Source organism: Burkholderia metallica (assembly GCF_001718555.1).
GTDB lineage: Bacteria > Pseudomonadota > Gammaproteobacteria > Burkholderiales > Burkholderiaceae > Burkholderia > Burkholderia metallica.
On the sequence record NZ_CP013401.1, the window covers coordinates 512,513 to 530,763 of the forward strand.

Sequence of the window (18,251 nt, forward strand, 5' to 3'; positions counted from 1 at the left end):
CTCAGGGGTCTGTAGCTCAGTCGGTTAGAGCACCGTCTTGATAAGGCGGGGGTCGTTGGTTCGAATCCAACCAGACCCACCATTGTCTGGCGGTAGTACCCTGAAGTTCTCTGTACATGGGGGCATAGCTCAGCTGGGAGAGCACCTGCTTTGCAAGCAGGGGGTCGTCGGTTCGATCCCGTCTGCCTCCACCAATCACCAACGCTAAGGGCTTGGTTCAGACATTGAACCGAGAATTTTGCATTGGCGATTGAGCCAGTCAGAGCGGTACGTAGTACGTATCGGCTGTCGTTCTTTAACAATCTGGAAGAAGTAAGTAATTTGGATAGCGGAAGCGTCTTGAGATGGACGTGAAAACTATCCGGGTTGTGATTGTATCGATGTATCTCAAGATGATTCGAACTCTATGTTCGACTCAATTGGAATACGGCACAACGCGAGAACTCAACCTGTAACGAGACAGACTCGTTATAGGGTCAAGCGAACAAGTGCATGTGGTGGATGCCTTGGCGATCACAGGCGATGAAGGACGCGGTAGCCTGCGAAAAGCTACGGGGAGCTGGCAAACGAGCTTTGATCCGTAGATGTCCGAATGGGGAAACCCACTCCTTTTGGAGTATCCATGGCTGAATACATAGGCCATGCGAAGCGAACGCGGTGAACTGAAACATCTAAGTAACCGCAGGAAAAGAAATCAACCGAGATTCCCAAAGTAGTGGCGAGCGAAATGGGATGAGCCTTGCACTCTTTATTTGTATTGTTAGCCGAACGCTCTGGAAAGTGCGGCCATAGCAGGTGATAGCCCTGTAGGCGAAAACAGTATGAAAGAACTAGGTGTGCGACAAGTAGGGCGGGACACGTGAAATCCTGTCTGAAGATGGGGGGACCATCCTCCAAGGCTAAATACTCGTGATCGACCGATAGTGAACCAGTACCGTGAGGGAAAGGCGAAAAGAACCCCGGGAGGGGAGTGAAATAGATCCTGAAACCGCATGCATACAAACAGTCGGAGCCTCGTAAGGGGTGACGGCGTACCTTTTGTATAATGGGTCAGCGACTTACGTTCAGTAGCAAGCTTAACCGTATAGGGCAGGCGTAGCGAAAGCGAGTCCGAATAGGGCGTTCAGTTGCTGGGCGTAGACCCGAAACCAGGTGATCTATCCATGGCCAGGATGAAGGTGCGGTAACACGTACTGGAGGTCCGAACCCACTAACGTTGAAAAGTTAGGGGATGAGCTGTGGATAGGGGTGAAAGGCTAAACAAACCTGGAAATAGCTGGTTCTCTCCGAAAACTATTTAGGTAGTGCCTCGTGTCTCACCTTCGGGGGTAGAGCACTGTCATGGTTGGGGGTCTATTGCAGATTACCCCGCCATAGCAAACTCCGAATACCGAAGAGTGCAATCACGGGAGACAGACATCGGGTGCTAACGTCCGGTGTCAAGAGGGAAACAACCCAGACCGCCAGCTAAGGTCCCCAAATATAGCTAAGTGGGAAACGAAGTGGGAAGGCTAAAACAGTCAGGAGGTTGGCTTAGAAGCAGCCACCCTTTAAAGAAAGCGTAATAGCTCACTGATCGAGTCGTCCTGCGCGGAAGATGTAACGGGGCTAAGCTATATACCGAAGCTGCGGATGCGTGCTTAGCACGCATGGTAGGAGAGCGTTCCGTAAGCCTGCGAAGGTGCCTTGTAAAGGGTGCTGGAGGTATCGGAAGTGCGAATGCTGACATGAGTAGCGATAAAGGGGGTGAAAGGCCCCCTCGCCGTAAGCCCAAGGTTTCCTACGCAACGTTCATCGGCGTAGGGTGAGTCGGCCCCTAAGGCGAGGCAGAAATGCGTAGCTGATGGGAAGCAGGTCAATATTCCTGCACCATTGTTAGATGCGATGGGGGGACGGATCGCGGAAGGTTGTCCGGGTGTTGGAAGTCCCGGTCGCTGCATTGGAGAAGGCACTTAGGCAAATCCGGGTGCGCAATTCAAGGGTGTGGCGCGAGCTCCTTCGGGAGCGAAGCAATTGGAAGTGGTTCCAAGAAAAGCCTCTAAGCTTCAGTCTAACGATGACCGTACCGCAAACCGACACAGGTGGGCGAGATGAGTATTCTAAGGCGCTTGAGAGAACTCGGGAGAAGGAACTCGGCAAATTGGTACCGTAACTTCGGGATAAGGTACGCCCTTGTAGCTTGACTGGCCTGCGCCAGGAGGGTGAAGGGGTTGCAATAAACTGGTGGCTGCGACTGTTTAATAAAAACACAGCACTCTGCAAACACGAAAGTGGACGTATAGGGTGTGACGCCTGCCCGGTGCCGGAAGATTAAATGATGGGGTGCAAGCTCTTGATTGAAGTCCCGGTAAACGGCGGCCGTAACTATAACGGTCCTAAGGTAGCGAAATTCCTTGTCGGGTAAGTTCCGACCTGCACGAATGGCGTAACGATGGCCACACTGTCTCCTCCCGAGACTCAGCGAAGTTGAAGTGTTTGTGATGATGCAATCTACCCGCGGCTAGACGGAAAGACCCCATGAACCTTTACTGTAGCTTTGCATTGGACTTTGAACCGATCTGTGTAGGATAGGTGGGAGGCTATGAAACCGGAACGCTAGTTTCGGTGGAGCCGTCCTTGAAATACCACCCTGGTTTGTTTGAGGTTCTAACCTTGGCCCGTGATCCGGGTCGGGGACAGTGCATGGTAGGCAGTTTGACTGGGGCGGTCTCCTCCCAAAGCGTAACGGAGGAGTACGAAGGTACGCTAGGTACGGTCGGAAATCGTGCTGATAGTGCAATGGCATAAGCGTGCTTAACTGCGAGACCGACAAGTCGAGCAGGTGCGAAAGCAGGTCATAGTGATCCGGTGGTTCTGTATGGAAGGGCCATCGCTCAACGGATAAAAGGTACTCTGGGGATAACAGGCTGATACCGCCCAAGAGTTCATATCGACGGCGGTGTTTGGCACCTCGATGTCGGCTCATCTCATCCTGGGGCTGTAGCCGGTCCCAAGGGTATGGCTGTTCGCCATTTAAAGAGGTACGTGAGCTGGGTTTAAAACGTCGTGAGACAGTTTGGTCCCTATCTGCCGTGGGCGTTGGATATTTGAAGGGGGCTGCTCCTAGTACGAGAGGACCGGAGTGGACGAACCTCTGGTGTACCGGTTGTCACGCCAGTGGCATCGCCGGGTAGCTATGTTCGGAAGAGATAACCGCTGAAAGCATCTAAGCGGGAAACTCGCCTTAAGATGAGATATCCCTGGAGGCTAGACCTCCTTGAAGGGTCGTTCGAGACCAGGACGTTGATAGGTCAGGTGTGTAAGCGCAGTAATGCGTTCAGCTAACTGATACTAATTGCCCGTAAGGCTTGATCCTATAACAAGTCTGCCTTATGGATCGGCGCCGTGCGCAAGCACTGGCCGCGATCCAAAGCGACATGTTGGATTCTCGTGTGTGATACACACAACCCAAAATTACTGCTTCTTCCCGGATTGGTTGTGCTGCCAAGCCAGCACAACAACCCTCTTTGCCTGATGACCATAGCGAGTCGGTCCCACCCCTTCCCATCCCGAACAGGACCGTGAAACGACTCTACGCCGATGATAGTGCGGATTCCCGTGTGAAAGTAGGTAATCGTCAGGCTCCCTAAGCCAAGAACCCCCGCCCGAAAGGCGGGGGTTTTTGCATTTCAGCGGCGGAAATGCATGCAGCAGCATTTTGCAGATGCGCCAGGACATTGCCACCGACGCGGAGCTGGCACGTTAGCCGTCGATAGCGCTTCCGCGCGCTCCCCGACAGACACGCATCCAACAATCGAAACGCCTCCACCTCCACCAACCGCTTTCGATCGCACGAAATAAACGCTTGATACGGCGTGTCCACGTAAAATTTGCGAATCCCCACCTCCGCACTCAAAACGATGAACGCCGCCATACAGGTAGCCCGGGCCGTTTGCCCGCACGATTGTCCGGACACGTGTGCAATGCGCGTGACCGTCGAAAACGGCAGAGCGATCAAGGTCACGGGCGATCCCGACCATCCGCCGACACAAGGCGTGTTGTGCACGAAAGTCAGCCGATACGCCGAGCGCGTTCATCACCCCGACCGCCTCACCGTTCCGCTCAAGCGCATCGGCGCGAAAGGGGAAGGGCGCTTCGTACCGATCGGCTGGGATGAAGCGCTCGACGAGATCGGTCGTCGTCTCGGTGAAATCGTGGCGCGCGCGCCGGAAGCGATCGTGCCGTACAGTTATGCAGGCACGATGGGGCTCGTGCAGGGGGAAGGCATCGCCCAGCGGTTCTTTCACAAGCTCGGCGCCTCGCGGCTCGAGCGCACAATTTGCGCGGCCGCCGGGGCAGCCGGATTGCGTTACACCTATGGCGGCAGTCTCGGCATGCACCTCGAGTATTTCGAGGAAAGCGAACTGATTCTGATTTGGGGAGCAAACCCGATCGCGTCGAGCCTGCACTTCTGGACGCGTGCGCAGGAAGCGAAGCGCCGGGGCGCGCGCCTTGTCGCGATCGATCCGTACCGTTCGCTGACGGCGGAGAAATGTCACCAGCACATCGCGTTGAAACCGGGCACCGACGGCGCGTTCGCGCTCGGCATGATGCACGTGCTGATTACCGAGAACCTGCTCGATCACGACTATATTGCCAACCATACGCTCGGCTTCGACGCGCTCAAGGAGCGGGCGATGTCCTACCCGCCGGAACGCGTTGCGCAGATCTGCGGCATCGACGCGTCGGAGCTGATCGACCTTGCGCGTCGTTACGGCGCTACCCGCAAGGCATCGATCCGCCTCAACTACGGCATGCAGCGCGTGCGCGGCGGCGGGAACGCGGTACGCGCGATTGCAAGTCTGCCGGCGCTGACGGGCGCATGGCGGGACCGGGCCGGCGGCCTGTTGCTCTCGTCGTCGGAATCCGCGCCGGTGAACCAGGCGGCGCTGCTGCGCCCGGACTTGATGCCGGGTTGGCCGCACAGGCTGCCGCGCATCATCAACATGAACGCGATCGGTGACGCGCTGCTGCACCCCGGCGATGCCACCTTCGGGCCGAAAGTTGAAGCGGTGATCGTCTACAACTCGAATCCGGTGGCCGTTGCACCGGATTCTTCGAAGGTCGCCCAAGGGTTCGCGCGTGACGATCTGTTTACGGTCGTTCTCGAGCACTTCAAGACAGATACCGTCGATTTCGCAGACATTGTGTTGCCGGCGACCACGCAACTCGAGCATCTGGACATCCACAAATCGTACGGTCACACCTACGTGATGGCGAACCTGCCCGCGATTCCGCCGGTGGGTGACGCGCGGCCGAATACGGAGATCTTCCGCGGCATCGCGCGCAGCATGGGGCTCGACGAGCCCGCGCTCTATCACAGCGACGAAGAGGTCGCGCGCGCGGCGCTTCGCTGGGACGATCCGGTGCTCGACAGCGACTGGGACACGCTGAAGCGCGCCGGCTGGCTGAAGCTGAAGCTGCCGGAGGCGCCCTTTGCAAACGGCGGTTTCCGTACGCCGTCGGGCAAGTGCGAGTTCCATAGCCCCAGGCTCGAGCAGATGGGCGCGGACCCCGTGCCCGACTACCTGCCGCCGTTCGAATCGGCCGAGGCGGCCCCGGAGCTCGCCGCGCGATATCCGCTCTCGATGATTTCGCCGCCGGCCCGCCACTTCCTGAACAGCACGTTCGTGAACGTCGACAGCCTGCGTCATACCGAAGGCGAGCCGCATCTGGACATCCATCCGTTCGACGCCGAGGCGCGCGGCATTGCCGACGGTAACGTCGTACGCATCTTCAACGACCGCGGATCGATGCAGGCACGCGCGAGAATTACCGATCGCGCACGTGCCGGGCTCGTCGTCGGGTTGTCGATCTGGTGGAAAAAGCTGTCGCCGGACGGCAGAAACGCGAACGAGGTGACGAGCCAGGCGCTCACCGATCTCGGCAACTCGGCGACGTTCTACGATTGCCTTGTGGAAGTTGAACGCATTTGATCGAATATCGCCGTATGATCGGACGAATTTCCACGGAAGTTCGAAGTGGACATCTAACCCTGTTGTCTCGGGACGTGCGAGCCGTTACGATGCGTTTTAGCACGACCATTCGAAAATCTGTGAGGAGACGCGCAGTATGGACAAAATTTGGCTGAAATCGTACCCGCCCGGCGTTCCAGCCGAAATTGACGCGTCTCCTTATCCTTCCGTCCCGGACCTGCTCGACGAAAGCTTCCGCCAGTATCGCGACCGCACGGCGTTCGTCTGCATGGGCAAGGGCATCACGTACGGCGAACTCGACACGCTGTCGCGCCAGTTCGGCGCATGGCTGCAATCGCGCGGGCTGGCGCGCGGGGCGCGCGTCGCGATCATGATGCCGAACGTGCTGCAGTATCCGGTGGCGATCGCCGCGGTACTGCGCGCGGGCTACACCGTCGTCAACGTCAATCCGCTCTACACGCCGCGCGAGCTCGAACATCAGCTGAAGGACAGCGGTGCGGAAGCGATCGTCATCCTCGAGAATTTCGCGTCGACGCTGCAGGCCGTCATCGCGAATACGGGCGTCAAGCATGTCGTCGTCGCATCGATGGGCGATCTGCTGGGCATCAAGGGATGGCTCGTCAACTACGTCGTGCGCAACGTGAAGAAGATGGTGCCTGCGTGGCAGCTGCCGTCGTTCACGCGTTTCAAGGCCGCGATGTCGGAAGGCGCGCGCCAGACTTTCAACGCGCAGAAGATCGGTCCCGACGACGTCGCGTTCCTGCAATACACGGGCGGCACGACCGGCGTCGCGAAAGGCGCGACGCTGCTGCACCGGAACATCGTGTCGAACGTGCTGCAGGCGGGTGCCTGGCACCAGCCGGCTCACGAGAAATATCCGGACGTGAAACAGTTCGTGACCGTTGTCGCGCTGCCGCTGTACCACGTGTTCGCGTTGACCGTCTGCGGTTTCCTGACGATGCGCACGGGCGGCATGGGCATCCTGATCCCGAACCCGCGCGACATCGCCGGCATGATCAAGGAACTGAAGGGCTACCAGATCTCGACCATTCCCGCGGTCAACACGCTGTACAACGCACTGCTGAACCACCCCGATTTCAATCAGCTCGACCTGTCGAAGCTCGTGATCGCCAACGGCGGCGGCATGGCGATCCAGGAAGGCGTCGCGAAACGCTGGTATGAAAAGACCCATACCGCGATCATCGAAGGATACGGGCTGTCCGAAACGTCGCCGGTGGCGACCTGCAACCCGGTGACGGCGACCGAATACAGCGGCACGATCGGCCTGCCGCTGCCGTCGACCGAAGTGGTGATTCGCGACGATGCCGGCAACGACGTCGCGCTCGGCGAACCGGGCGAAATCTGCATTCGCGGGCCGCAGGTGATGGCAGGCTATTGGAACCGGCCGGACGAGACCGCGAAGGTCATGTTCGCGGACGGCTTCTTCAAGACGGGTGACGTCGGCGTGATGGATGCGCGCGGTTACGTGAAGATCGTGGACCGGAAGAAAGACATGATCCTCGTATCGGGCTTCAACGTGTATCCGAACGAGGTCGAGGACGTCGTGGCGTCGCATCCGGGCGTGTTCGAGGTGGCGGCGGTCGGCGTACCCGACGAGCATTCCGGCGAAGCGGTGAAGCTGTTCGTCGTGAAGAAGGATCCGGCGCTCACCGACAAGGACATCCTCGCGTACTGCAAGGAGCGGCTCACCGGCTACAAGCGGCCGAAGCTGGTCGAGTTCCGTACCGAGCTGCCGAAGACGAACGTCGGCAAGATCCTGCGGCGCGAACTGCGCGACGGACGCGCGTAACGGCGCGGTCGACCGAAAGAAAAAGCACGGCTCGCGCCGGCATGCCGTTCAGCCAAGCAGCTGAACGGCATTTTTGTTTTTGAGGGTTGGCGTTGTACATCCTGCGCCGAGCGGTCAAATTCCGGCGCGATGCTGACCGATCCGCCGACCTTCCTGCCAGGCGCCCACCGTCACGCGGTTGCGCTTCGCTTCATTCGCCGTGGTCGACTCACGGCCAGACATTCACGCGCAGGAATGTGCCCGTGCCGGGCGCACGAACGCCCAAAGAAAAAGGCGCCCGAAGGCGCCTTCAATATGCTGCGGCTTGTCAGGCAAGCTGATTAGAACTTGTGACGGATACCGACGCGTGCTGCGACCTGGTTGCTGGTGCTCGAACCTGCGAGACCGTTGATCGCTGCCGTTGCCTTCAGGATGTCGCCGTTCGCGTCGAGCACGTTGCCCGATGCATGCTGATACACGCCGATCGCGTAGACGTCCGTGCGCTTCGACAGGAAGTAGTCGACGCCCAGCGAGCCCTGGTGGTACTTGGCTGCCGAATTGCCGTCGATCTTGCTGCCTTGCGTGTAGTCGTACGCTGCGCCGAGAATCAGCGCCGGGGTCAGCTGATACTTGAAGTTGATTTCGCCGTTGTTGAACGTCGCGGTCTGGTTCACGAATGGGCCTGCCGAGAAGCCCTTGAACTTCGTGTTCGAGTACGTCGCGCCGATCGTCGCTGCGCCGAACGTGTAGGCGCCGCCTGCACCGATGACCTGGTACGTGTTCGCGTTGTTCGCGTACCCGCCGTAGATCGGCGACGAAACCGACGACGACGCGGAGCCGTTGTTGAACATGCCGCCGAACTGGTTCGGCGTACGTGCGTTCAAGTAGCCGACACCCAGCACCAACGGGCCGTTGGTGTAGCCTGCGCCGAGCGACCAGACCTGGTTCTTCGAGAACTGGCCCGCCTGACCGCCGAAGCTGTACAAGCCGCCGAACGTGAGGCCGCCGTAGTTCGCGCTCGTGAACTTGACCGCGTTGTTCACGCGATAGGCGTTGTTGAAGTTGTCGAGGTCGCCCGGGTGAGCGGCGATGTAGCCGCCCCACTGGTCGCCTGCCTCGAGCGGGCCGACGAAGTCGACGACGGAGTCGTACTGACGACCCAGCGTGACCGTACCGAAGTTGCTCGACAGGCCGACGTAAGCCTGACGGCCGAACATCAGGCCGCCCTGACCGAGCTTGCCGCTGTTCACGTCGAAACCGTTTTCGAGGGTGAAGATCGCCTTCAGGCCGCCACCGAGATCTTCGGTGCCGCGCAGACCGAAGCGGCTGCCTTGCATCACGCCGCTGGCCATGCTGTACAGGTGCTTGCCGCCCGCATTGTTGTTGAAGAGCAGGCCTTCATCGATGATGCCGTAAAGCGTCACGCTGCTTTGCGCATGGGCAGCGCCAGCGAACGCGCCCAGCGCGACGAGCGCGAGAAGCGACTTTTTCATTAACGGATCTCCAAGAATCACTGAATTTTTCTGGCGGGGCGGATAGTTATGTTCTGTTGACGGGCCCCATCAACTTCGCAAGAAGTCGCACGTAATGTAGCAAAACCGGTTTTTGCCACAAAGCGAAATGCCGCAGCTCAAGGCCGCCATGTTTCCTTTATGCAACAATGGTTAAAATCACGGGTTAACCGCAATTTCCGCTGAATAATCAAGTCGGTTACGCAGCGGACTCGTGCCCTTGCCGCTCGCGGCAGCACCTGCAGCCAGGAGAACAGGATGGTGTTTGATGAACTGATCAGCGAATTCGATCGCGGCCTGCGATCGCTGACCGGCATTAGCCGGATGAGCCGCCCGGTGCCCGCGCCGGCCGACGCGCCGGCCGTCGAACTGACGCCGGCGGAGCGTAAGCATGCGGCCGGACTGATGCGCGTGAACCACGTCGGCGAGGTCTGTGCCCAGGCGCTCTACCAGGCGCAGAAGCTCACCGCGCGCACGGGGTCGGCGAAGGCGATGTTCGAGGAAGCCGCGCGCGAGGAGGAGGACCACCTCGCGTGGACCGCGCATCGCCTGAAGGAGCTGGACTCGCGTCCGAGCCTGCTGAACCCGCTGTGGTATGCGGGTTCGCTCGCGATCGGCGTGGCGGCCGGCGCGCTCGGCGACAAGGTCAGCCTCGGCTTCATGGCCGAGACCGAACGGCAGGTCGAGAGCCATCTCGAAGGCCATATGTCCGAGCTGCCGGCGACGGATACCGCGTCGCGTGCGATCGTCGACCAGATGCGGCTCGACGAAGTGAAGCACGGCAAGGCCGCGGCCGACGCGGGCGGGATCGAACTGCCGCTCCCTGCGCGAATGCTGATGCGCGCTGCATCGAAAGTCATGACGAGCACTGCATACTATCTGTGAGGTCCACACTCGGGCGACGTGTGACGGCGCCCGGGTTCCCCGCCGCCGATACCGCCCGTTTATTCCTCGTTTTCCCGCCCCCGAAAGCCCCGCCCGCACACCCGTCTGGCTCGCCTTTCTCACGTATCACCTTCACAAGTTGCACTAGCTCATTCATTTATAACGGTTTTTGGGATGAGGGGCCGTATGAGCATGTGCGCGTAAGTCCTTGTTCTAACTAACAAAATTCGTCAAAAAAGCGGGCCGCTCCCTTGACCGTGCCACACCCTTCCTCTAAAGTGGGAGACAGTGTGAGAAAGTGTATTTTTGTGTGATTTGGCGGGCTATTCCGGCTAAATTCTCAGCATGGAGCGGGTGCTTCGGTGCCCTGAACGGGAGAGCGGAAAGTGTTCCAAGGGGCGTCGGCGCTGACGCTCGATGCGAAAGGGCGGATGTCGGTGCCGGCTCGCTATCGCGAAGCGCTGCAAGGACAGGCAGAAGGACGGGTGACTGTGACCAAGCACCCGGACGGCTGCCTGTTGCTGTTTCCGCGCCCTGAATGGGAAGTATTCCGCGCCAAGATCGCCGCGCTGCCGATGGACGCGCACTGGTGGCGGCGCATTTTTCTCGGCAATGCGATGGACGTCGATCTCGACGGCGCGGGCCGGATTCTCGTATCGCCGGAGCTGCGCATGGCAGCCGGACTGGAAAAGGAAGTCATGTTGTTGGGAATGGGTAGTCACTTCGAGCTGTGGGATTCGCAGACCTACAACGCGAAGGAGCAGGCAGCGATGGCGCAGGGCATGCCCGACGCGCTGAAGAATTTCACGTTCTGATTGCGGTGACGGAGACGCCCGCGATGGGAAACGAATTGCGGCATCGGACGGTGCTGTTGGATGAAGCGGTCGAGTCGCTCGTGACGCGGCCGGACGGCGTGTATGTCGACGGCACGTTCGGGCGCGGCGGCCATAGCCGCGCGGTGCTCGCGCGGCTGGCGCCGGCCGGGCGGCTGATCGCGTTCGACAAGGATCCGCGCGCGATCGAGACGGCGCAGGGCATCGAGGATGCGCGCTTCTCGATCGTGCATGACAGCTTTGCATCGATGCGCGACGCGCTTGCGGCGCGCGGCGTCGAGAAGGTGTCGGGGGTGTTGCTCGACCTGGGCGTGTCCTCGCCGCAGGTGGACGATCCGGCGCGCGGCTTCAGCTTCCGCGCCGATGGTCCGCTGGACATGCGGATGGATCCGACGCGCGGCGAGTCGGCGGCGGAATGGCTCGCACGGGCTTCGGTGCAGGAATTGACGGAGGTGATACGGGATTATGGGGAAGAACGGTTTGCTTTTCAGATTGCAAAGGCGCTTGTTGCTCGCCGGGCAGAGTCCGACCGTCTTGGGCCTCTCGACACCACGGGCGAGCTTGCCCAAATCGTGGGTCACGTCGTCAAAACCCGTGAGAAGGGCAAGGATCCGGCAACCCGCACCTTTCAGGCTATACGGATTCACGTCAATCAAGAGCTTGCGGACCTGCAAGTCGTACTAGACGCGGCACTGTCGTTGCTGGAGCAAGGGGGGCGGCTGGTGGTCATCAGCTTTCATTCACTCGAGGACCGGATCGTCAAGCGATTCATGCAGGCGCACGCGAGTGCGCCTGCGGTCGATCGTCGCCTGCCGATCCGTGCCGTCGACCTGCCGAGCCCGCCGCTCAGGATTGTCAGCCGCCAGTTTCCGAGCGAAACGGAAATCGCGGAGAATCCGCGCGCCCGCTCGGCCGTGATGCGCATCGCGGAGCGCGTCACGCCATGAGCCGCTTCAACATCTTCCTGCTGATCATCGTGATGGGTTGCGCGCTGTCGGTCGTCAATTCGACGAACCAGCAGCGCCAGATCTTCATCCAGCTGCAGCGTGCGCAGTCGCAGGAGCGTCAGCTCCAGCAGGACTACGCGCAGCTTCAGTATCAGCAGAGCGCGCTGTCGAAGACGTCGCGCATCGAGCAGCTCGCGAACGATTCGCTGAAGATGCAGCCGATCACGACCGGCCGCACGCAATACCTGACGTTGCCGCCGGGCGCCGCGAAGGCGATCGATGCGCCGATCCCGGCTTCGGCCGACACCGTCGGCAAGGGCAAGGGGGGCGCGCGATGAAGCCGTCCCCGAAGCGCCAGAACGTGAAGTTCTCGTCGAGCCCCGTGCTCGGCGTGCATCTGCCGATGTGGCGCTCGAAGCTCGTCGTATTCCTGCTGTTCATGGCGTTCGTCGCGCTGGCCGCGCGTGCGTTCTGGATCCAGGGGCCCGGCAACGCGTTCTACCAGAAGCAGGGCGAAAGCCGCTACCAGCGCACGATCGAACTGCCGGCGACACGCGGCAAGATCCTCGACCGTAACGGGCTCGTGCTCGCGACGAGCCTGCCCGTGCGCGCGATCTGGGCGATTCCCGACGCGGTACCGGACGATCTCGACGCCGACAAGGTCAACCAGCTCGGCAAGCTCCTCGGCATGACGCCGAAGGAACTGCGCGTGAAATTGTCCGAAGACAAGGGTTTCGTCTACGTGAAGCGCCAGGTGCCGATCGACGTCGCGGACAAGGTCGCTGCGCTCGATATTCCCGGTATCTATCAGCGCAACGAATACAAGCGCTTCTATCCGGAAGGCGAGATCACCGCCCACCTGATCGGCTTCACGAACGTCGAGGACGAAGGGCAGGAGGGCGTTGAACTCGGCGACCAGAAGATGCTGTCCGGCACGTCGGGCATGCGCCGCGTGATCAAGGACCGGATGGGGCACATCGTCGAGGACGTCGCCGAACAGATTCCGCCGCACAACGGCACCGACGTCGACCTGTCGATCGACAGCAAGATCCAGTACATCGCGTACGCGAACCTGAAGGCCGCCGTCGAGAAGTTCAAGGCGAAGGCCGGCGCGGCGGTGGTCGTCGACGTGCGTACCGGCGAGGTGCTCGCGCTCGTCAACTACCCGACGTACAACCCGAACGACCGCTCGCGCATGACGGGCGAGCAGTTGCGCAACCGGATCATGACCGACGTGTTCGAGCCGGGCTCGATCATGAAGCCGTTTACGGTGTCGCTCGCGCTCGACCTGCACCGCGTGACGCCGAATACGCTCGTCGAGACGGGCAACGGGCATTTCGTGCTCGACGGCGCGCCGATCACCGACGACGCGGGTTTCGGCACGCTGACGGTCGGCGGCGTGATCCAGAAGTCGAGCAACATCGGCGCGACGAAGATCGCGATGACGATGCGACCCGAGGAAATGTGGAATATGTATACCAGCATCGGTCTCGGCCAGGCGCCGAAGGTCGGCTTCCCGGGCGCGGTGGCCGGCCGCCTGCGTCCATGGAAGAGCTGGCGCCGCATCGAGCAGGCGACGATGTCGTACGGCTACGGCCTGTCGGTGTCGCTGTTCCAGCTCGCGCGTGCGTACACGGCAATCGCGCACGACGGCGAGCTGATGCCCGTGACGATTTTCAAGACCGACCCCAACCAGCCGATCGTGGGCACGCAGGTGTTTAACCCGACCACCGCGCGCGAAGTGCGCGCGATGCTCGAGACGGTGGTCGCGCCGGGCGGCACGTCGCCGGATGCGGCCGTGCCGGGCTATCGCGTCGGCGGCAAGAGCGGTACCGCGTACAAGCATGAAGGCCACGGCTACACGCGCAAGTACCGCGCGTCGTTCGTCGGGATGGCGCCGATGCCGAATCCGCGCATCGTCGTCGCGGTGTCGGTCGACGAGCCGACCGCCGGCAGCCACTTCGGCGGCCAGGTGTCCGGCCCCGTATTCTCGGCGATTGCCGGCGACACGATGCGTGCGCTGAACGTGCCGCCGAACATGCCGATCAAGCAGCTCGTCGTGTCTGACGATTCGCCGGCAGCACCTGCCGCAACGGGGCCGCAAAAGCTGGCCTCGGGTGGCGGTGCGAAGCATATGATCGTGTCCAGCACGACGCGTAATTCACCAGGAGTTGTTCGATGAGCGCCGCCCGCAGTTCCCATCCGGCGCATCAGCAGATCGCAGCCGCGCTCGCGTGGCTGCGTCAGCATGTGGCCCCCGCAGCGCAACTGCATGCCGACACGCGCAGCCTGAAGGCTGGCGACGTGTTCGTCGCGTATGCGGTCGACGGGGCAGACAATCGCGGCTTCATCGCCGACGCGGTCGCACGCGGTGCGGCCGCCGTGCTGTATCAGCCGGAAGGGCTGGCCGCCGCGCCGGCCGTGCCCGTCGCGCTCGCGGTGCCGGCACTCGACCAGCTCGCCGGCGAGATCGCCAGCGGCTGGTACGGCGATCCGAGCGACAACCTGCTCGCGATCGGCGTGACCGGCACGAACGGCAAGACCTCGTGCACGCAATGGATCGCCGCCGCGCTGACGGCGCTGCACGAGCCGTGCGCGGTGATCGGCACGCTCGGCACCGGGATGCCCGGCCAGCTCGTGCCGACGGGTTTCACGACCCCCGACGCGTCGCAGCTGCAGCGCAGCCTCGCGCAATTGCGCGACGCGGGCGCGAAGGCCGTGGCGATGGAGGTGTCGTCGCATGCGCTGCACCAAGGGCGCGTGAACGGTACGGCGTTCGACATCGCGGTATTCACGAATCTCACGCAGGATCACCTCGACTATCACGGCACGTTCGACGCGTACGAGGCCGCGAAGGCGAAGCTGTTTGCGTGGCGCGGCCTGCGCGCGGCCGTCGTCAATCGCGACGACGCAGCCGGCCGGCGCCTGCTCGAGAAGCTCGCCGGCCGCGTGCGCACGATCGCATACGGAATCGGCGATGCCCCGGCGCCCGACGCCGATCGCGAACTGATCGCAATCGACGTGCGCGCCACCGCGACCGGCACCGCGTTCCGCCTGCGTTCGTCGTGGGGCGACGCGGACGTCGAGGTCGGTACGCTCGGCACGTTCAACGTCAGCAACCTGCTTGCCGTGCTCGGCGCGCTGCTCGCGGCCGACGTGCCGTTCGATGCGGCGCTCGCCGAGATCGCGCGGCTCGAGCCCGTCAACGGGCGGATGCAGCGGCTCGGCGGCCGGCTGCAGAACGACGAACCGCTCGTCGTGATCGACTACGCCCACACGCCCGACGCGCTCGAAAAGACGCTCGACGCGCTGCGCCCGATCGCCGCCGCGCGCGGCGGCCGGCTTGTCTGCATGTTCGGCTGCGGCGGCGATCGCGATGCGACGAAGCGCCCACTGATGGGCGCGATCGCGGAGCGGCTCGCCGATGAAACCGTCGTCACGAGCGACAACCCGCGCAGCGAGGACCCGCAGCGCATCATCGACCAGATCGTCGCGGGCATGACCGCGCCCGATCACGCGCGCCGTATCGAGGATCGCGCGAGCGCGATCCTGCAGGCCGTGCGCGGCGCCGCACGCGAGGACGTCGTCGTGCTGGCCGGCAAGGGCCACGAGGCCACGCAGGAAATCATGGGCAAGAAGCGTACGTTCTCCGACCAGGATCACGCGCGGCTCGCGCTCGCGGCGCGTGCGACGCAAGGCAAGGGAGGCGCCGAATGACGATGCTCAGTCTCGGCGAAGCCGCTCGCCTGATTCCCGGCGCAACCGTTCACGGCGACGCGGGCGTCACGTTCGACCGCGTGTCGACGGACAGCCGCACGGTCGGCCCCGGCGACCTGTTCGTCGCGCTGAAAGGCGAGCGCTTCGACGCGCACGACTTCCTCGGCGACGTCGCCGCACGCGGTGCGGCCGCGGCGCTCGTCGCGCACGTGCCGGCGGGTGTCGCGATGCCGGCGATCGAAGGCGGCGAGACGCGTGCCGCGCTCGGCGCTCTCGCGCATGGCTGGCGCAAACGATTCGCGCTGCCGCTCGTCGCGGTGACGGGCAGCAACGGCAAGACGACCGTCAAGGAAATGATCGCGTCGATCTTCAAGGCGGCGGTCGGCGCCGACGCGCGGCTCGCGACGGCCGGCAACCTGAACAACGACGTCGGTCTGCCGCTGACGCTGCTGCGCCTGTCGGCCGCGCATCGTCTCGCGGTGATCGAGATCGGGATGAACCACCCGGGCGAAACCGACGTTCTCGCGCGCGTCGCGGCGCCGACGGTCGCGCTCGTCAACAACGCGCAACGCGAGCACCAGGAGTTCATGGCGACGGTCGAAGCCGTCGCGCTCGAACACGCTGCCGTGATTCACGCGCTGCCGCCGGACGGCGTTGCGGTGTTCCCGGCCGACGATGCATATGCGGGCATCTGGCGCGTCGCGGCGACCGGCAGCCGGATCCTCGATTTCGCGCTGCACGATGCCCAACGGCAGAACGACGCGCAGGTCACGGGCCGTCTTCACGGCGGCGAACTCGCGATCGATACGCCCGCGGGCGCCGTCGCGGTGCGGCTGCGCGCGCTCGGCGAGCACAACGCACGCAACGCGCTGGCCGCGACGGCCGCGGCGCTCGGCGCCGGCGTCGCGCTGTCGGCGATCAAGCAGGGCCTCGAATCGTTCGAGCCGGTCAAGGGCCGGCTGCAGGTGAAGCAGGCGATCGCAGGCAGCCTCGCGGGTGCCACGATCGTCGACGATACGTACAACGCGAATCCCGATTCGATGCGCGCCGCGATCGACGTGCTCGCCGCGCAACCGGCGCCGCGCGTGCTGGTGATCGGCGACATGGGCGAGGTCGGCGACGAAGGTCCGGCCTTCCATCGCGAAGTCGGTGCCTATGCGCGCGAGCGCGGGATCGACGCGCTGTTCGCGCTCGGCGACGCGTCGCGCGACGCCTGCACGGCGTACGGCGACACGGCACGCCATTTCGACGACGTCGGCGCGCTGGTCGGCGCGCTGCTCGCGGCGGGCTACGGCGCGCAGGCGACGGTGCTCGTGAAGGGCTCGCGGTACATGAAGATGGAGCGCGTGGTCGACGCGCTGACGAACCAACCCGCAGCGGGCACGACGCCCGCTGCACACTGAGTAGAAGGAAGGAAGCATGCTGCTGGCGCTGGCGCAATGGCTGCAAGGCGACGCAAGCTTTTTGCGCTTGTTCACGTACCTCACGTTCCGTGCGGTGATGGCCACCATCACCGCGCTCGGGATCGGGCTCGTGTGCGGACCGTGGGTGATCCGCAAGCTGACGCAAATGAAGGTCGGGCAGGCCGTGCGCAAGGACGGCCCGCAGACCCACCTCGTCAAGTCCGGCACGCCGACGATGGGCGGCGTGCTGATCCTGATCGGCATCGCGGTCGCGACGCTGCTGTGGGGCGACCTGACGAACCGTTTCATCTGGATCGTGATGCTCGTCACGTTCGGCTTCGGCGTGATCGGCTGGGTCGACGATTACCGCAAGGTCGTCCACAAGGACCCGCGCGGGATGTCGTCGCGCGAGAAGTATTTCTGGCAATCGGTGATCGGGCTGTTCGCGGCCGTGTACCTCGCGTTCAGCGTGTCCGAGGCGAACAACGTGCGCGTGTTCGACCTGTTCATGGCGTGGGTGAGGAGCGGGCTGTCGATGGGCCTGCCGGCACGCGCCGACCTGATGCTGCCGTTCCTGAAGTCGATCAGCTATCCGCTCGGCGTATGGGGCTTCATCGTGCTGACCTACTTCGTGATCGTCGGCGCGAGCAACGCGGTGAACCTGACCGACGGCCTCGACGGTCTCGTGATCATGCCGGTCGTGCTGGTCGGCGCATCGCTGGGTGTGTTCGCGTACGTGATGGGCAGCGCGGTCTATTCAAAATACCTGCTGTTCCCGCACATCCCGGGCGCGGGCGAACTGCTGATCTTCTGTTCCGCGATGGGCGGGGCAGGGCTCGCGTTCCTCTGGTACAACACGCACCCCGCGCAGGTGTTCATGGGCGACGTCGGCGCGCTGGCCCTCGGCGGCGCGCTCGGCACGGTCGCGGTGATCGTGCGCCAGGAAATCGTGCTGTTCATCATGGGCGGCATCTTCGTCGCGGAAACGCTGTCGGTGATGCTGCAGGTTTCGTGGTTCAAGTACACGAAAAAGCGCTATGGCGAAGGGCGCCGCCTGTTGAAGATGGCGCCGCTGCATCACCATTTCGAATTGTCCGGCTGGAAGGAAACGCAGGTGGTCGTGCGTTTCTGGATCATCACGCTGATGCTGTGCCTGTTCGGTCTGACCACCCTCAAGCTGCGGTAAAGGAA

11 protein-coding genes, 2 tRNA genes and 2 rRNA genes are annotated in these 18,251 nt (G+C 62.6%); 14 read left to right on the top strand and 1 reads right to left on the bottom strand.

The annotated features are described in order from the left end of the window. Positions 1-5 precede the first annotated feature (5 nt). The 6 genes from WJ16_RS02325 (at position 6) to WJ16_RS02355 (ending at position 7,785) form a co-directional block, all read left to right on the top strand. Positions 6-82: transfer RNA gene (locus tag WJ16_RS02325), tRNA-Ile, on the top strand. A 36-nt stretch (positions 83-118) separates the two neighbouring features. Beyond that, positions 119-194: transfer RNA gene (locus tag WJ16_RS02330), tRNA-Ala, on the top strand. Positions 195-474: 280 nt separating this feature from the next. Further along, a 23S ribosomal RNA gene (locus tag WJ16_RS02335) occupies positions 475-3,355 on the top strand. Positions 3,356-3,509: 154 nt separating this feature from the next. Beyond that, positions 3,510-3,622 (top strand): 5S ribosomal RNA (gene rrf, locus WJ16_RS02340). A gap of 277 nt (positions 3,623-3,899) precedes the next feature. Then, entirely contained in the window at positions 3,900-5,975 is a 2,076-nt protein-coding gene (locus WJ16_RS02350; protein WP_069255668.1) for a molybdopterin-containing oxidoreductase family protein, read from the top strand. A gap of 136 nt (positions 5,976-6,111) precedes the next feature. Continuing rightward, the gene (locus WJ16_RS02355; protein WP_069255669.1) at positions 6,112-7,785 is read left to right on the top strand and encodes a long-chain fatty acid--CoA ligase; all 1,674 of its coding nucleotides are present in this window, start codon (positions 6,112-6,114) and stop codon (positions 7,783-7,785) included. 320 nt (positions 7,786-8,105) lie between these two features. On the opposite strand, the gene WJ16_RS02360 is transcribed toward WJ16_RS02355, so the two are convergent. Then, on the bottom strand, positions 8,106-9,257 hold the full coding sequence (locus tag WJ16_RS02360) for a porin (protein ID WP_069255670.1): 1,152 nt from the start codon (positions 9,255-9,257) through the stop codon (positions 8,106-8,108). A gap of 276 nt (positions 9,258-9,533) precedes the next feature. On the opposite strand from WJ16_RS02360, the gene coq7 reads away from it, so the two are divergent. From coq7 to mraY, 8 genes are all read left to right on the top strand, one after another. Then, a complete protein-coding gene (gene coq7, locus WJ16_RS02365; protein WP_069255671.1) occupies positions 9,534-10,160 on the top strand; it encodes a 2-polyprenyl-3-methyl-6-methoxy-1,4-benzoquinone monooxygenase in 627 nt (208 codons plus the stop codon). A 386-nt stretch (positions 10,161-10,546) separates the two neighbouring features. Further along, on the top strand, positions 10,547-10,975 hold the full coding sequence (mraZ, locus tag WJ16_RS02370) for a division/cell wall cluster transcriptional repressor MraZ (RefSeq protein WP_069255672.1): 429 nt from the start codon (positions 10,547-10,549) through the stop codon (positions 10,973-10,975). Positions 10,976-10,998: 23 nt separating this feature from the next. Then, complete coding sequence (gene rsmH / locus WJ16_RS02375; protein WP_069255673.1) at positions 10,999-11,940, top strand: 16S rRNA (cytosine(1402)-N(4))-methyltransferase RsmH; 942 nt, start codon at positions 10,999-11,001, stop codon at positions 11,938-11,940. Next, positions 11,937-12,278: a cell division protein FtsL gene (gene ftsL / locus WJ16_RS02380; RefSeq protein ID WP_069255674.1), complete on the top strand. Its 342-nt coding sequence runs from the start codon at positions 11,937-11,939 to the stop codon at positions 12,276-12,278. Before rsmH ends, ftsL begins: the two co-directional genes overlap by 4 nt. Beyond that, positions 12,275-14,122 carry a peptidoglycan D,D-transpeptidase FtsI family protein gene (locus tag WJ16_RS02385; RefSeq protein ID WP_069255675.1) on the top strand — a complete coding sequence of 616 codons (1,848 nt, stop codon included), beginning with the start codon at positions 12,275-12,277 and terminating at the stop codon, positions 14,120-14,122. The genes ftsL and WJ16_RS02385 overlap by 4 nt, the downstream gene beginning before the upstream one ends. Beyond that, positions 14,119-15,657: a UDP-N-acetylmuramoyl-L-alanyl-D-glutamate--2,6-diaminopimelate ligase gene (locus WJ16_RS02390; protein ID WP_069255676.1), complete on the top strand. Its 1,539-nt coding sequence runs from the start codon at positions 14,119-14,121 to the stop codon at positions 15,655-15,657. The genes WJ16_RS02385 and WJ16_RS02390 overlap by 4 nt, the downstream gene beginning before the upstream one ends. Beyond that, positions 15,654-17,060, top strand: a complete 1,407-nt coding sequence (locus WJ16_RS02395) for a UDP-N-acetylmuramoyl-tripeptide--D-alanyl-D-alanine ligase (protein WP_069255677.1) — start codon at positions 15,654-15,656, stop codon at positions 17,058-17,060. Before WJ16_RS02390 ends, WJ16_RS02395 begins: the two co-directional genes overlap by 4 nt. A 16-nt stretch (positions 17,061-17,076) precedes the next feature. Further along, positions 17,077-18,246: a phospho-N-acetylmuramoyl-pentapeptide-transferase gene (gene mraY, locus WJ16_RS02400; protein WP_006477019.1), complete on the top strand. Its 1,170-nt coding sequence runs from the start codon at positions 17,077-17,079 to the stop codon at positions 18,244-18,246. Positions 18,247-18,251: the final 5 nt, after the last annotated feature.